The following is a 15,000-nucleotide window of genomic DNA, read 5'->3' on the forward strand; positions in this document are numbered from 1 at the left end:
ACCTCGACCCCGCCCACACCCCCCCCTCCCCCCCCCCCCCCCACCCCCCCCCCCCCCCCCCCCCCCCCCCCCCCCCCCCCCCCCCCCCCCCCCGCGGCCGTGCCGGCCCTGGAGTCGCACGCGGTGCTGTAGGAGTGCGGCCGGGCCGGGCCGGCCGCCGGGGCGCGGGCATTGCGGCGCCGTTACGCCAACTGGCCGTACCAGTACGCCACTTGCACCCATGTGGGTGACCGGGTGCGGGTGGGCGGTGACGTACGGTTCGCTGCATGATCGACCGTTCCGTCCCGCGCCGGGTGCTCCCGGCTCCGGAGCCGAGGCGTGCGGCGAGCGTCCCGGCCGCCCTGCCCGTTCGGCCCCGGACCGGCCGACTCCTCGTGCTGGCCACCGTGTTCGTCTGCGCCGCCTGCGGGCTCGTATACGAACTGGAGCTGCTCGCCCTCGGCTCCTACCTCATCGGCGATTCCGTCACCCAGGCGTCGGTCGTGCTGTCCGTCATGGTCTTCGCCATGGGCGTCGGCTCCCTGCTCGCCAAACGGCTGCGGCACCGCCCCGCCTTCGGCTTCGGCGTCATCGAGGCCGGACTCGCGCTGATCGGCGGGCTGTCGGCCATAGCGCTGTACGCGAGCTTCGTCTGGCTGGGTGAATCCCGGCCGGCCCTCGTCGCCTTCTCCTTCGTGATCGGCGTCCTCATCGGTGCGGAGATCCCGCTCCTGATGGCCCTCATCCAGCGCATCCGCAGACAGGACGCGGGCGGGGCCGTCGCCGACCTGTTCGCCGCCGACTACGTGGGCGCCCTGGTCGGCGGCCTCGCCTTCCCCTTCCTGCTGCTGCCGGTGCTCGGCCAGCTCACCGGCGCCATGCTCACCGGAACCGTCAACGCGGTCGTCGGCGGCGGGATCGTGCTGTGGCTGTTCCGCCGCGACCTGAGCCGGCGCGCCCGCTGGACGCTGGTCGCCGCCAACGCGACCGTGCTGTCCCTGCTCGCCTGCGCGACCGTCCTCGCCGACGACTTCGAGCGGGTCGCCCGCGGCGCCGTCTACGGCGAGGAGGTGCGCGTCGCCGTCCAGACCGGGGTGCAGGAACTGGTGCTCACCGGGCCCGCGACCGGCTCCCCGCGCTCCCTCGACCTGTACCTCGACGGGCGGCTGCGGGTCAGCGGCTACGACGAGTACCGCTACCACGAGGCGCTCGTCCACCCCGCCATGACCGGCCCGCACACCCGGGTCCTGGTCCTCGGCGGCGGGGACGGGCTCGCCGCCCGCGAGGTGCTGCGCTACCCCGACGTCGCTTCCGTCACCGTCGTCGAACTCGACCCCGGCGTGGTCCGGCTCGCCCGCACCGACCCGATGCTGTCCGCGCTCAACGCCGGCGTGTACGAGGACCCGCGGCTCGGGGTGGTCACGCAGGACGCGTTCGGCTGGCTGCGCGGACCGGCCGCCCGGGACCGGTTCGACGTGATCGTCTCCGACCTCCCCGACCCGGGCATCACGCCCAGCACGAAGCTGTACTCGCAGGAGTTCTACGGGCTGGCCGCGCGGGCCCTGCGCCCCGGGGGCCGGATCGCGGTGCACGCCGGACCGCTGGCCACGCGCCCGCACACGTACTGGACCGTCGAGTCCACCCTGCGCGCGGCCGGCCTGCTGACCTCCCCGTACAGCGCGGGCGGCCGCCTCTCGGGCTCCGCCGCCGGACCCGACCGCATCCCCCTCGGCGGCAGCGCGGCGCCCCCGCAGGACTGGGGCTTCGTCCTGGCTTCCCGTGAGCAGGCACCCCCGCTGCGGGTGGACCGCGACACGCCGGCCCTGCACTCGCTGTCGACCGGCTCGCTCCAGGACGCGGCGCGCGACGCCGAGCGCAACCGGATGCGGGGACTTCCGCCATCGACCCTGCCGCACCCGCGGTATTCGTGAACCGGTGGCCTCCTCCGCGGTGCGCTCCGCGGCACCGGAGAACGGTCCGTCCGGCCTGATCCCCCCGAAGCCCCCCAATCGGTAGGCTCGGCCGCATGGAGCATCAGGTGTTCGTTCCGGTACCGGCAGACAGTCTCCGCGCCGTGCTGCGCGACCCCGTCCGGGTGGCCCGGTGCGTGCCGGGGCTCCAGCAGGACGCCGATACCGGGTCCGGACCGCTCTCCGGCCGGCTGAAGGTGCGGGTGGGCGGGAACACCGTGACCTACCGGGGCGCCTTCTCCCTCGCCGAGCGGGACCCGGGTCACTTCGCCGTCGAGGGCGAGGGCACGGAGGTCCGCGGCAGCGGGACCGTCACGCTCGCCCTCGCGCTGCGGCTCACCCCCGACGGGGACCGGCGGACCCGGATCGACTTCACCGGCGGGGCCACCGCCGACGGGCGCGCCGCCGCGTTCACCGCCGCCGCCACCGCCACCGCCGTACAGAGGCTGCTGGACCAGACCGCCCAGCGGCTCGCGGAGGCGGCCCTGGATGAATCGGGCCCCGGCGCATCCGGCCCCGGCGCGTCCGCCGCCGGGGAGTCCGCCGAGGAGTCCGCCGGGCCCGATGAGGTGAGCGATCCGGTGGCGGACGCGGAGGAGGCGGCCGAGGGCGGCGAGCCCGACGGACCGGAAGGGGCCGACGGGGACGACGGGGACGACGGGGACGACGGAGACCTCGGGGACGACGTCACCGAGGTCACCGCCTCCGTCTTCGAGACCGACGTGCCGCCGCCCTCCCTGGACCCCTTCCTGTCCGGCGGGTTCGACGCCCTCGACGACCTGGGCGACCTCCCGCGGCCCCCGGCCGAGGCCGCCCACGCCCGCCGCACCATGATCGGCCGCAGCGCCGAGGAGGTGGACCACGCGCCCCCGCGCGGCCGGTACGCCCCCGTGCCCGCGCCCGCCACCACCACGGCCGGCGAGAGCCTGCGCTGGCTCGCCCCCGCCGCCGCCCTCGCCCTGGCCTCGGCGGTCGTCATCGGCCGGGCCCTGCGCCGCCGCCGCTAGGGGGTGTCTTGCCGATCAGGCCGGATCGACAAGGCACCCCCTGGCCCCCATTACGCTCGACCGCATGAGTACGCAACTGAGCGCCGGCGGCGCCGAGCTGACCATCGACCAGGAGAACGGCTGCCGGATCAGCAGCCTTCGTGTCGACGGGACGGAGCTGCTGCGCCAGGGCCCGCACTACGGGGCCTTCCCGATGGTCCCCTGGTGCGGACGCACCGCGAACGGGCAGTTCCGCGACGGCGGGGTCGTCCACCAGCTCCCGGTCAACCACCCCCCGCACGCCATGCACGGCTTCGGCCGCGACACCGCCTGGCGCCGGGGCCGGCTCACCGACACCGAGGCGGCGTTCGTGTTCGACCTCGCCGACCCGTGGCCGTGGCCCGGCCGCGTCACCCAGAGCTTCGAGCTGACGGCCGACGGGCTGACGCTCGCCATGGGCGTGGAGACGTACGGCGACTCCTTCCCGGCCCAGGCGGGCTGGCACCCCTGGTTCCGCCGCAACCTCGGCACCGGCGAGGACGTACGGCTCGACTTCGAGCCCGCGTGGCAGGAGGAGCGCGGCGACGACCACCTCCCCACCGGCCACCGCATCGACCCGAAGCCCGGTCCCTGGGACGACTGCTTCGGCATGCCGCACGGCGTGGACGTCACCCTGACCTGGCCCGGCGCGCTGGAACTCAAGATCACCAGCCGCGAGGAATGGGTGGTGGTGTACGACGAGGACGCCGAGGCCGTCTGCGTCGAACCGCAGTCCGGCCCGCCCAACGGGCTGAACACCCTCCCGCGCCTGGTCACCCCCGTCGACCCGCTCGAGGTCTCCACCACGTGGACGTGGCGGCGGCTCGGCTAGCGCGCAATTAAGCTCGACGTCATGAGTGACGTACGGGATGCGCTTCTGCAGCAGATCAAGGACAAGGCCGTCGTGCACGGCAAGGTGATCCTCTCCTCCGGGCGGGAGGCCGACTACTACATCGACCTCCGCCGGATCACCCTCGACGGCGAGGCGGCCCCGCTGGTCGGGCAGGTCATGCTCGACCTCACCGCCGACCTCGACTTCGACTGCGTCGGCGGCCTGACCCTGGGCGCCGACCCGGTCGCGACCTCGATGCTGCACGCCTCCGCCGCGCGCGGTCAGCGGCTGGACGCCTTCGTCGTCCGCAAGGCACAGAAGGCCCACGGCATGCAGCGCCGGATCGAGGGCACCGACGTGCAGGGCAAGCGCTGCCTGGTCGTCGAGGACACCTCCACCACCGGCGGGTCCCCGCTGACCGCCGTCGAGGCGGTCCGCGAGGCCGGCGGCGAGGTCGTGGCCGTCGCCACGATCGTCGACCGCGGTGCCGCGGACGCCATCGCCGAGGCGGGCCTCCCGTACCTCACCGGCTACCGCCTCGAGGACCTCGGCCTGTCCTAGCCACTGGCCGCCGGACTCCGGCCCGGCACCACGGGGGACGAAAGTCCCCCAAGGTCCTGGATCAAGGCCTGACCTGCTGCTTTCCGGGAGGCCGGGATGTTTCACGTGAAACGTCCCGGCCGGTTCCGGCCGTACTGGCCGACGGCAGGGGTGGAGTGTCGGGCGGAGTCTGGAAAGATGGGTGCGACGATGACGTCGCCCCCAGGTCAGGGCCCGCAATAAGCACACTCCCCGCACATCCAAGGAGCGGACAGATGCCCATCGCAACCCCCGAGGTCTACAACGAGATGCTCGACCGGGCGAAGGCAGGCAAGTTCGCCTACCCGGCCATCAACGTGACCTCGTCCCAGACCCTGCACGCTGCACTGCGCGGCTTCGCGGAGGCCGAGAGCGACGGCATCATCCAGATCTCCACCGGTGGTGCGGAGTTCCTGGGTGGCCAGTACAACAAGGACATGGTCACGGGCGCCGTCGCCCTGGCCGAGTTCGCGCACATCGTCGCCGCCAAGTACGACATCACGGTCGCCCTGCACACCGACCACTGCCCCAAGGACAAGCTGGACGGCTACGTACGTCCGCTGCTCGACATCTCCGCCGAGCGCGTCGCCCAGGGCCGCAACCCGCTCTTCCAGTCGCACATGTGGGACGGCTCCGCCGAGACCCTGGCCGACAACCTGGCCATCGGCCAGGAGCTGCTCGCCAAGGCCGCCGCCGCGAAGATCATCCTCGAGGTCGAGATCACCCCGACCGGTGGCGAGGAGGACGGCGTCAGCCACGAGATCAACGACGAGCTGTACACGACCGTCGAGGACGCGATCCGCACCGCCGAGGCCCTGGGCCTGGGCGAGAAGGGCCGCTACCTGCTGGCCGCCTCCTTCGGCAACGTCCACGGCGTCTACAAGCCGGGCAACGTCGTCCTGCGCCCCGAGCTCCTCAAGGACCTCCAGGCCGGTGTCGGCGAGAAGTACGGCAAGGCCTCGCCGTTCGACTTCGTCTTCCACGGCGGCTCGGGCTCCACGGCCGAGGAGATCGCCACCGCGCTGGAGAACGGCGTCGTGAAGATGAACCTCGACACCGACACCCAGTACGCCTTCACCCGCCCCGTCGTGGACCACATGTTCACCAACTACGCGGGTGTGCTGAAGGTCGACGGCGAGGTTGGCACCAAGTCCAAGTACGACCCCCGCACCTGGGGCAAGGCCGCCGAGGCCGGCATGGCCGCGCGCGTCACCGAGGCCTGCGCCAACCTGCGCTCCACGGGCACCAAGCTGAAGTAGGCGCCCGCGCGCGCACGTTCACGCCGTACCCATAGGAGGGCCCGGCCCGCCGTCCCACGACGGCGGGCCGGGCCCTTCGGCGTTCGTGCCCCGCGATACCCCAGACTGGGGGCATGTCCATTCACCAGAACCTGCTCGGGGGCCCCGCCCCCACCCACCTCCCCGACGAGCCCGGCCGCGAGGCCCTGGCGTCCGGCACCCCCGCGGTCGAGGTGGCGGCCGCGCACCCCACGTCCTCCCTCGCCTGGGCGACCCTCGCCGACGAGGCCTTCGCCGCCGGCCGCACGGTCGAGTCGTACGCGTACGCCCGTACGGGCTACCACCGCGGCCTCGACGCCCTGCGCCGGGCCGGCTGGAAGGGCCACGGCCCCGTGCCGTGGGAGCACGAGCCGAACCGCGGCTTCCTCCGCGCCCTGAACGCCCTGGCCCGCGCCGCCGAGGCGATCGGCGAGAAGGACGAGCACGAGCGCTGCTCGACCTTCCTGCGCGACTCCTCGCCGACGGCGGCGGACGCGCTGCAGGCCTGAGGCCCGCCCGGCGGGGAGTGTGACCTGTGGCACTCCCCGCTAGAGCCCCACCGCGACCGCGTCCTATGATGCGGGCAGGGGACCGGGGCTCCACTTGCCTCACGGAAGGAGCGGACCGCTACCCGGAAGCACGTGTCGAGGAGACAGCGATGTCGAACACCCTTGATGCCTCCGGAGCCGGTTCGGACACCCCGAACCTCGACTTCGCCGGCACGACCCCGTACGAGGACTACGTCCAGGCGGACGTCCTCACCCACCTCCAGCACCTCCGCTCGGACGACCCCGGCGAGATGGTCTTCCTGGTCACCACCCAGGTCATGGAGCTGTGGTTCACGGTCATCGTCCACGAGTGGGAAACCGCCGCGAAGGCGCTGCGCGAGGACCGCGTCCCGGTCGCGATGGACGCGCTGAAACGATCCCTCCGCGAGCTGGAGGCCCTCAACGCCTCCTGGCGCCCGCTCGCCCAGCTCACCCCGGGCCAGTTCAACTCCTACCGCGCCGCGCTCGGCGAGGGCTCGGGCTTCCAGTCGGCGATGTACCGCCGCATGGAGTTCCTGCTCGGCGAGAAGTCGGCCTCCATGCTGGTCCCGCACCGCGGCGCCCCGCGCGTCCACGCGGAGCTGGAGAAGGCCCTGCACGAGCCCAGCCTCTACGACGAGGTCCTGCGCCTGCTGGCCCGCCGCGGCCTCCCGGTCCCGGCCGAGGTCCTCAGCCGCGACCTCTCGCAGCGCTACGAGCCTTCGGCCGAGGTCGAAGCCGTCTGGACCGGCCTCTACGCCGACCCGGACCAGCACCTGGACCTGCACCGCCTGGGCGAGGTCCTCACGGACGTCGCCGAACTGGTCTGGCGCTGGCGCAACGACCACCTCGTGGCCACCCGCCGCGCGATGGGCGCGAAGACGGGCACGGGCGGCTCGGCGGGCGTGACGTGGCTGGAGAAGCGCGCCGCGAAGAACGTCTTCCCGGAACTGTGGACGGCCCGCAGCCATGTCTGACGCGACCTCGATACCGGACCTCGCGGCCCGCGCCGAAGCCCTGGACGCCGCCGACGAGCTGGCCAAGCTCCGCGAGCGGTTCACCCTGCCCGAGGGCGTCGTCTACCTGGACGGCAACAGCCTCGGCGCCCTCCCGGCCACCGTCGCCGGGACCACCATGGACGTCGTCACCCGACAATGGGGCGAGCTCCTGATCCGCTCCTGGGACGAGAGCGACTGGTGGACCGCCCCCGAGCGGATCGGCGACAAGATCGCCCCCCTCATCGGCGCGGCCCCCGGTCAGGTGGTCGTCGGCGACTCCACCAGCGTCAACCTCTTCAAGGCCCTGGTCGGCGCCGCCCGCCTCGCCGGGCCGGGCCGCACGCGGATGCTGGTCGACGCCGCCACCTTCCCCACCGACGGCTACATCGCCGCGTCGGCGGCCAGGATGACCGGCCTCGAGGTGGTCCCGGTGGACCCGTCCGCCGCCGCGCGGGCGATCGGCGAGGACACCGCCGTGGTCCTGCTCAACCACGTCGACTACAAGTCCGGCCGGCTCCACGACCTCCCGGCCCTGACGGCGGCCGCCCGCGCCGCCGGCGCGGTCACGGTCTGGGACCTGTGCCACTCCGCCGGCGCCCTCCCCGTCGGCCTCGACGCGCACGCCGTCGACCTCGCGGTCGGCTGCACGTACAAGTACCTCAACGGCGGCCCCGGCGCCCCCGCGTACCTGTACATCGCCGAGCGGCACCAGGCCGCCTTCGATTCCCCCCTCCCCGGGTGGAACGGCCACGCCGATCCCTTCGCCATGACGCCGGAGTTCACCCCGGCCGACGGCGCACGGCGCGGCCGCGTCGGCACGCCGGACATCCTGTCCATGCTGGCCCTGGAGGCGGCGCTCGACGTGTGGGACGGCGTGGGCGTCGAAGCCGTCCGCGCCAAGTCCCTCGCCCTGACCGACTTCTTCCTCGACTGCGTGGCGGCGTACGTCCCGCAGGGCCGGGTCGAGTCGGTCACCCCGGCCGAGCACGCGCACCGCGGCAGCCAGGTCTCGCTGCGCACCGCGAACGCCCGCGAGGTCATGCGGGAGCTCATCGCGCGCGGCGTCATCGGGGACTTCCGGGCCCCCGACGTCCTGCGCTTCGGCTTCACCCCGCTCTACGTCGGATTCGCCGACGCGGAGCGTGCGGCGCGGACACTGGGTCACATTTTCGGGTGACCCCGTAGCGAAACGTCACATCACCGGGCGGGCGGGGCTGCGGCTCCGCCCGCTCCGGCACATCCCGGGCCCCGCACGGAACGGCTCGTTCCAGACTGATACGGTCCCGCTCTGCCGGACCACCGGAACATCTGTCCCCGCTGTCCCACGCGTTACCGAGAGGTTGAGCCGATGACGGACCCCGCCGCAGTGGAACGGGACGCCGCCGAGGCCGCCTCGGCCTTCTCCCATCCGGCGGTCGCGCCGGACGCGACCGCCCCGTACGGGGAACACCCCGACCAGGTCGTCGACTTCTACGCCCCGCGCGGCGCGGGCGAGGGCCCGGTTCCGCTGGTCGTGGTGCTGCACGGCGGCGCCTGGCGGGCCCCGTACGACCGGCAGCACGTCACGCCGTTCGCGGACTTCCTGGCCCGGCAGGGCTTCGCGGTCGCCAACGTCGAGTACCGCCGCGGCCGTTCGCTCCCGCACCAGGGCTCGGAGGGCCCGGTCGCCGGGCGCTGGCCGGAGACCTTCGACGACGTCGCGGCCGCGCTGGACGCCCTCCCGGGCCTCGCCGCGGCCGCCCTGCCGCAGGCCGACATCCGCCGCGTGGTCCTGACCGGCCACTCGGCGGGGGGCCATCTCGCGCTGTGGGGCGCGGCCCGGCACGTGCTTCCGTACGACTCCCCGTGGAGGCTGCCGTCCCCGCCGCCGCTGCGCGGTGTGGTGGCGCTGGCCCCGATCGCGGACTTCGCGGTGGCGGAGGAACTCGGCGTGTGCGGGGGCGCGAGCGCGCAGCTCCTGGGCGGGCCGGAGCAGTTCGCGTCCCGCCTCCCGTCCGCGGATCCGGCGGCCCTGCTCCCGACGGGCATCGCGACGGCCGTGGTCCAGGGCCGCGAGGACATCGTGGTCCCGCCGGCGGTGGCGGAGTCGTACGTGGCCGCGGCGGCGAAGGCGGGGGAGATGGTGGGCCTGACCCTGCTGGACGGGGTCGGTCACTTCCCCCTCATCGATCCGGCGGCGGACGCGTGCGCGGTGGTGGCCGAGGAGATCTCGCAGCTGGCCTGGTAGGGCCCGGCCGCACCTGGCCGCACCTGGCCGCACCGGTCGCGGACGGATGTGCCGACCGGGCGAGGGCCTAGAACGGGACAGGCCGGGGCAGATCCGGGCCCGGCACCCCCACCCGCCCGGATACCGGGCGGAACCTCCGCCTTAAGGTATGTAGGCTGCACCCCGATACATCCTGAGCACGTTCAAAAATGGGGGGATCGGTGCGCAGTCGCCGTCTCGTAGTATCCGCCGCACTTATAGCCGCCGGTGCGGGCCTCATCCCCGGAATGGCCCACGCGGCCGACCCGGGCAAGCCGGCCGCGCACGGCGCGGCCGCCTCCGCCGTGGACCTGGACAAGGCCGCGGCGTCGAGCTTCAAGAAGTTCTCCAGCCCGGCCGAGAAGTCCGTCCGCACGAGCCTGGCGGGCACCCAGGACAAGGCCGCCGCCACCGCCCAGGCCGAGGGTGCCGTCGCCGGCAACCCGAACCTGGCGATGGTCCTGAACGCCACCGGTGACACCGCGCACGGTCTCAAGCTGGACACCGAGATCATCAGCGAGACCGCCTCGCTCAGCATCACCATCGAGTGGGGCGACGGCACGAAGGACACCGCCACCGCCGGCGGGTCCACCACGCTGCACCACAGCCACACCTACGCCGAGCTCGGCGTGTACGACGTCAAGGTCACTGTGACGGACGCGGCCAACCAGGCCGAGGTCGTCAACACGCTCCCGATCCAGACCGCGGGCTCGGACTTCACCCCGTACGGGCCGACCCGCCTCCTGGACACCCGTAGCGGCATCGGTGCCCCGAAGGCCAAGGTCCCGGCGCGGGGCAAGGCCCGCCTGAAGATCGGCGGCAACGGCGGCATCCCGGCCGGCGTCACCGCGGTCGTCCTGAACGTCACCGTCACCAACGCCACCCAGGCCGGTCACGTGACCGTCTTCGGCTCGGGCTTCGCGCAGCCGATCACCTCGAACGTCAACTTCGAGGCCGGTCAGACCGTGCCGAACCTGGTCCTCGTGCCGGTCGGCAAGGACGGCTACGTGGAGCTGTTCAACGGCGGCTGGGAGTCGATCGACCTGCTCGCGGACGTCACCGGGTACTTCACCCGCTCGGCGGCCAGCGGCTACGCGCCGATGAACCCCGCCCGCTTCGTCGACACCCGTGACGGCCTCGGCACCGCCAAGGGCCAGGTCGCCGGCCAGGCGGTCTTCAGCACGCAGATCAGCGGCCTGCGCGGGGTGCCCCAGGGCATCAGCGCCGTCGCGCTCAACGTGACCGTCACGAACCCGAAGGAGACCGGTCACCTGACCGTCTTCCCGAGCGGTCAAACGGCCCCGTCCACGTCCAGCGTGAACTTCACCGCCGGTCAGACCATCGCCAACTCGGTGATCGTGCCGGTCGGCGCTGACGGGAAGATCAGCGTCCGCAACGGCGCCTGGGCCGGGACCGACGTGATCGTCGACGTCGTCGGCTACTACAGCCAGGCCAGCAACGGCGCGTACATGCCGCTGGAGCCGGGCCGGATGCTCGACACCCGTGACCCCAGCTGGCCGTACGGTCAGGTGCCGGCCCGCGACTGGCTCCCGCTGGAGATCTCCGGCACGGAGGCCGGCATCGCCGGCTACGTGCTGAACACCACGGTGACCAACACCCAGGGCCCCGGCTTCCTCTCGGTCGCCCCGGACCCGAACTCGGTCGCGGACTACGAGAACGGCACCTGGGTCGAACCCGCGCGCCCTGGCGCGTCGACCCTCAACTGGACCGCGGGCAAGACCGTCCCGAACCTGGTCCAGGCGAGCGCCGGCACCACCGGCATCGTCGACTTCTGGAACCAGGGCTGGGAGCCCATGGACCTGATCGTCGACATCTTCGGCTACTACGAGACCAAGTAGCAGCACCGACCAGCACCCCGGGCCCGGCCGAAGCGGCCGGACCCGGGGTGCTGTCGTACTCCGTCACACCTACGCATACGGACAGAAAATGGGGGGCCGGTGCGCAATCGCCGACTCGTAGTTTCCGCCGCTCTCGTCGCGGCAGGTTTCGGTCTGGTCCCGGGCACGGCCCAGGCGGCAGGCGCGGTGGCGCCCGCGGGGCACGGGGCGGCCCCGTCCGCGTCCGCCTCCGCGGGCGCGCCGGGCAAGGCCGGGCCGGGCCAGGCCGGGCCGCCGGAGGCGTTCGCCGCCGAGACCTTCCGCAGCCCTGCGGACCGTACGACCGTCACGGCCGCCCAGGCCGCTGCCGCGGGCAACCCGGGCCTCGCGCTCGCCCTGGAAGCCACCACGTACTCGGCGCACCGGATCAACCTGCAGACCACCGTCACGAGTGCGGACGCCGTGCTCGACGTCGTCATCGACTGGGGGGACGGCGGGGAACCGGACAAGCTCGCCCCGTCCGGTTCCGCGGTGCTGAACAGGAGCCACGTGTACGCCGAGGTCGGCGCGTACACCGTCACGGTCACGGTGAAGGACTGGACGAACGGCGTCACGGCCGCCAACGTGGTCAAGGTCGTCACGGCGGGTACCGAGTTCACCCCGCACGCGCCCACCCGGCTGCTGGACACCCGCGCGGGCGTCGGCGCGGCGAAGGCCAAGGTCGCGGGGCGGGGCATGGTGGCCCTGAAGGTGGGGGGCACCGCCCAGATCCCCGCCGATGTCGCCGCCGTGGCCCTCAACGTCACCGTCACCCATGCGACGGACGCGGGGCACATCGCGGTCCAGCCCGGCAAGGACTTCATCCAACCCAAGACGTCGAACCTCAACTACGCCGCCGGTCAGACCGTCCCGAACCTGGTGATCGTGCCGGTCGTCGACGGGTACGTGCACCTGGTCAACGGCGGCTGGGCGCCGGTCGACCTGCTCGCGGACGTCACCGGCTACTTCACCCGCTCGGCCGCCGACGGCTACGCCCCCCTGACCCCGGTCCGTGCCGTCGACACCCGCGCCGGCCTGGGCGCGGCCCAGGGCCAGGTCGCCGGGTACGGCACGCTCGGCGTCGAGATCGCCGGGCGCCACGGCGTCCCGAAGGGCGTCACGGCGGTGGCGCTCAACCTGACGGCCACCAACCCGCAGGAGGCCGGTCACCTGACCGCCCACCCCAGCGGGCAGACGGCGCCGTCCACGTCCAGCGTGAACTTCTCCGCCGGCCAGACGGTCGCCAACTCGGTGATCGTGCCGGTCGGCTCCGACGGCAGGATCAGCATCCGCAACGGCAGTTGGAAGCCGGCGGACGTGGTGATCGACGTCGTCGGCTACTACAGCCCCGACAGCAAGGCCGCTTTCCTGCCGGCGTCCGAGCCGTTCCGGCTGATCGACACCCGCGAGGACGCCTGGTACCGGACCGCCGGGCCGGTGCCGGCGCGCGAGTACCTCCTCCTGCCGCTCATGGGCGATGCGCCCGGCCCGGTCACGGGCTGGGCGCTGAACACCACGGTCACCCGCACGCGCGGGGCGGGCCACCTGTCGGTCGCTCCCGACCCGAACACGTGGTCCGACTACCAGAAGGGCATCCAGGTCCGGCCGGAGCGGCCCGTTTCCTCCGCCCTCAACTGGACGGCGGGCGCGACCGTCCCCAACCTCGTCCAGACCTCCGGGGGCCCGGGCGACGTCATCGACTTCTGGAACCAGGGCTGGGAGCCGGTCGACGTGATCGTCGACTGCCTCGGTCTCTACCAGACCGATTAGGCTGTGAAGTTGATCAAGCATCGACAGAAAATGGGGGGCCGGTGCGCAATCGCCGACTCGTAGTTTCCGCTGCCCTCGTGGCGGCGGGTGTGGGACTCATACCGGGGATCGCCCAGGCGGCGGGTCCCGGTCCCGTCGCTCCCGCGGCGCAGGGGGCTGCCGCGCGGGGGATCGGCCCGGACGCGGCACAGGGGCTCAAGGGCCAGAGCCAGACCTTCAGCAGCCCGGCCGACCGTACGGTGGTCACGCCGAAGTCCGGCGACCGGACCGCCGGGACCGCCGGGGCGCAGGGGACCCAGGACGGCTCGGACATCTCGATCAGCCTGAACGGGAACACCTCCGGCGCGCACTCGATCGATCTGCGGACCATCCTCGTCCCCTCGGACGACGCCGCGCTGGACGTCACCATCTCCTGGGGTGACGGGACCACGGACACGTTCGCCGTCACCGTCGGCGCCTTCGCCTCGGACCTCCGGTACACGAAGCACAAGTACGCCGCGGTCGGCTCGTACGACGTCAAGGTCACGGTGAAGGACACCAAGACCGGCGTCGAGGCCGTGAACGGGCTCAAGTTCACCACCGCGGGCGCCGAGTTCACCTCGCACGCGCCCACCCGTCTCCTCGACACCCGCGCGGGCACCGGCGCCGCGCAGGCCAAGGTCGGCGGGCGGAGCTCGGTGGCGCTGAAGGTCGCGGGCGTGGCCAAGGTCCCCGCCGGGGTCCGTGCGGTGGTCCTCAACGTCACCGTCACCAACACCACGGGCCCGGGCCACATCTCGGTCGGCCAGGACAAGGAGCTGACCGAGGGCGCCGAGACGTCGAACGTGAACTACGTCGCGGGCCAGAGCGTCCCGAACCTGGTGATCGCGCCGGTCGGCGACGACGGGTACGTGCACCTGTTCAACGGCGGCTGGGAGCCGGTCGACCTGCTCGCGGACGTCACCGGCTCGTTCACGCAGGCGCCCGCCGCCGGCTACGGCGCGCTGACCGCGACCCGCGCCGTCGACACCCGCGAGGGCGTCGGTACGGCGAAGGGCCAGGTCCCCGGCTACGGCACCTTCGGCGTCGAGATCGCCGGGCGCGGGGGTGTCCCGGCGGGCGCCACCGCCGTGGCGCTCAACCTGACCGCCACCAACCCGCAGGCGGACGGGCACCTGACCGCCTACCCGAGCGGGCAGGCGGCTCCGGCCACCTCGAACGTGAACTTCACCGCCGGTCAGACCGTCGCCAACGCGGTGATCGTGCCCCTCGGGCCCGATGGGAAGATCACCGTGCGCAACGGCAGCTGGAAGCCGGCCGACGTGGTGATCGACGTCGTCGGCTACTACACCCCCGACAGCCGGTCCGCCTTCGTGACCGCCTGGGTGCCGATGCGGATGCTGGACACGCGCAAGGACCTCAGCTGGGGCATGAGGAAGGCCGGCCCGGTGCCGGCCCGTGCGTACGAGCCCATGGGGCTCGAGGGTTCCACGACGAAGTCCGAGATCGACGGCTGGGCGCTGAACACGACGGTCACCAACACCCGCGGGGCGGGCCACCTGTCGGTGGCACCGGACCCGAACTTCGCGTACCAGTACACGTACGGCACCGCGGTCACGCCGCCGCGGCCCGGCTCCTCGGCCCTGAACTGGACGGCGGGCGCGACCGTCCCGAACCTGGTCCAGACGCCCGGGGGCAGGGGCGGCATCGTCGACTTCTGGAACCAGGGCTGGGAGAACATCGACCTGCTCGTCGACCTGACCGGCTACTACCAGACCGGCTGACGGACGGGCCGGCAGGCAGACAGGCGGGGGGGGGGGGGGGGGGGGGGGGGGGGGGACCCCCCCCCCCCCCCCCCCCCCCCCCCCCCCCCCCCCCCCCCCCCCCCCCCCACCCCCACCCCCCCCCCCCCCCCCCCCCAAAAAAAAAAAAACCCCCCCCC

12 protein-coding genes are annotated in these 15,000 nt (G+C 73.2%); all 12 read left to right on the forward strand.

Going from position 1 to position 15,000, the window contains the following annotated elements:
• Nucleotides 1–266 precede the first annotated feature (266 nt).
• The 12 genes from ACZ6I1_RS34365 to ACZ6I1_RS34420 all read left to right on the forward strand — a co-directional run bounded on the left by ACZ6I1_RS34365 (nt 267) and on the right by ACZ6I1_RS34420 (nt 14,842).
• Nucleotides 267–1,910, forward strand: a complete 1,644-nt coding sequence (locus tag ACZ6I1_RS34365) for a polyamine aminopropyltransferase (protein ID WP_469292987.1) — start codon at nt 267–269, stop codon at nt 1,908–1,910.
• A gap of 95 nt (nt 1,911–2,005) precedes the next feature.
• The gene (locus tag ACZ6I1_RS34370; protein WP_469292989.1) at nt 2,006–2,956 is read left to right on the forward strand and encodes an SRPBCC domain-containing protein; all 951 of its coding nucleotides are present in this window, start codon (nt 2,006–2,008) and stop codon (nt 2,954–2,956) included.
• Nucleotides 2,957–3,020: 64 nt separating this feature from the next.
• A complete protein-coding gene (locus tag ACZ6I1_RS34375; RefSeq protein ID WP_469292991.1) occupies nt 3,021–3,806 on the forward strand; it encodes an aldose epimerase family protein in 786 nt (261 codons plus the stop codon).
• 21 nt (nt 3,807–3,827) lie between these two features.
• Nucleotides 3,828–4,367 (forward strand): orotate phosphoribosyltransferase, encoded by a 540-nt coding sequence (pyrE, locus tag ACZ6I1_RS34380; protein WP_469292992.1) that lies wholly within the window; start codon nt 3,828–3,830, stop codon nt 4,365–4,367.
• 254 nt (nt 4,368–4,621) lie between these two features.
• On the forward strand, nt 4,622–5,644 hold the full coding sequence (gene fbaA, locus ACZ6I1_RS34385) for a class II fructose-bisphosphate aldolase (protein ID WP_469292993.1): 1,023 nt from the start codon (nt 4,622–4,624) through the stop codon (nt 5,642–5,644).
• 113 nt (nt 5,645–5,757) lie between these two features.
• Nucleotides 5,758–6,171, forward strand: a complete 414-nt coding sequence (locus tag ACZ6I1_RS34390; protein ID WP_469292995.1) for a DUF3151 domain-containing protein — start codon at nt 5,758–5,760, stop codon at nt 6,169–6,171.
• A 149-nt stretch (nt 6,172–6,320) separates the two neighbouring features.
• On the forward strand, nt 6,321–7,166 hold the full coding sequence (locus ACZ6I1_RS34395; protein ID WP_469292997.1) for a tryptophan 2,3-dioxygenase family protein: 846 nt from the start codon (nt 6,321–6,323) through the stop codon (nt 7,164–7,166).
• On the forward strand, nt 7,159–8,364 hold the full coding sequence (gene kynU, locus ACZ6I1_RS34400) for a kynureninase (protein WP_469292998.1): 1,206 nt from the start codon (nt 7,159–7,161) through the stop codon (nt 8,362–8,364). The genes ACZ6I1_RS34395 and kynU overlap by 8 nt, the downstream gene beginning before the upstream one ends.
• A gap of 171 nt (nt 8,365–8,535) precedes the next feature.
• Nucleotides 8,536–9,414, forward strand: coding sequence for an alpha/beta hydrolase family protein (locus tag ACZ6I1_RS34405; protein WP_469293000.1), 879 nt, complete (start codon nt 8,536–8,538; stop codon nt 9,412–9,414).
• 266 nt (nt 9,415–9,680) lie between these two features.
• The gene (locus tag ACZ6I1_RS34410; protein ID WP_469293001.1) at nt 9,681–11,291 is read left to right on the forward strand and encodes a hypothetical protein; all 1,611 of its coding nucleotides are present in this window, start codon (nt 9,681–9,683) and stop codon (nt 11,289–11,291) included.
• A gap of 99 nt (nt 11,292–11,390) precedes the next feature.
• A complete protein-coding gene (locus ACZ6I1_RS34415; protein WP_469293002.1) occupies nt 11,391–13,079 on the forward strand; it encodes a hypothetical protein in 1,689 nt (562 codons plus the stop codon).
• An 89-nt stretch (nt 13,080–13,168) separates the two neighbouring features.
• Nucleotides 13,169–14,842, forward strand: a complete 1,674-nt coding sequence (locus tag ACZ6I1_RS34420; RefSeq protein WP_469293004.1) for a hypothetical protein — start codon at nt 13,169–13,171, stop codon at nt 14,840–14,842.
• The last annotated feature ends 158 nt before the right edge of the window (nt 14,843–15,000 follow it).

The sequence above is a fragment of the Streptomyces sp. NPDC046303 genome (assembly GCF_055588085.1).

Excerpts from the sequence above, each read along its gene's own strand:
- ACZ6I1_RS34365 (WP_469292987.1), top strand. The coding sequence starts at position 267 with ATGATCGACCGTTCCGTCCCGCGCCGGGTGCTCCCGGCTCCGGAGCCG.
- ACZ6I1_RS34410 (WP_469293001.1), top strand. The coding sequence starts at position 9,681 with ATGGCCCACGCGGCCGACCCGGGCAAGCCGGCCGCGCACGGCGCGGCC.
- ACZ6I1_RS34395 (WP_469292997.1), top strand. The coding sequence starts at position 6,321 with ATGTCGAACACCCTTGATGCCTCCGGAGCCGGTTCGGACACCCCGAAC.
- ACZ6I1_RS34370 (WP_469292989.1), top strand. The coding sequence starts at position 2,006 with ATGGAGCATCAGGTGTTCGTTCCGGTACCGGCAGACAGTCTCCGCGCC.
- kynU (WP_469292998.1), top strand. The coding sequence starts at position 7,159 with ATGTCTGACGCGACCTCGATACCGGACCTCGCGGCCCGCGCCGAAGCC.
- ACZ6I1_RS34375 (WP_469292991.1), top strand. The coding sequence starts at position 3,021 with ATGAGTACGCAACTGAGCGCCGGCGGCGCCGAGCTGACCATCGACCAG.
- pyrE (WP_469292992.1), top strand. The coding sequence starts at position 3,828 with ATGAGTGACGTACGGGATGCGCTTCTGCAGCAGATCAAGGACAAGGCC.
- fbaA (WP_469292993.1), top strand. The coding sequence starts at position 4,622 with ATGCCCATCGCAACCCCCGAGGTCTACAACGAGATGCTCGACCGGGCG.
- ACZ6I1_RS34405 (WP_469293000.1), top strand. The coding sequence starts at position 8,536 with ATGACGGACCCCGCCGCAGTGGAACGGGACGCCGCCGAGGCCGCCTCG.
- ACZ6I1_RS34390 (WP_469292995.1), top strand. The coding sequence starts at position 5,758 with ATGTCCATTCACCAGAACCTGCTCGGGGGCCCCGCCCCCACCCACCTC.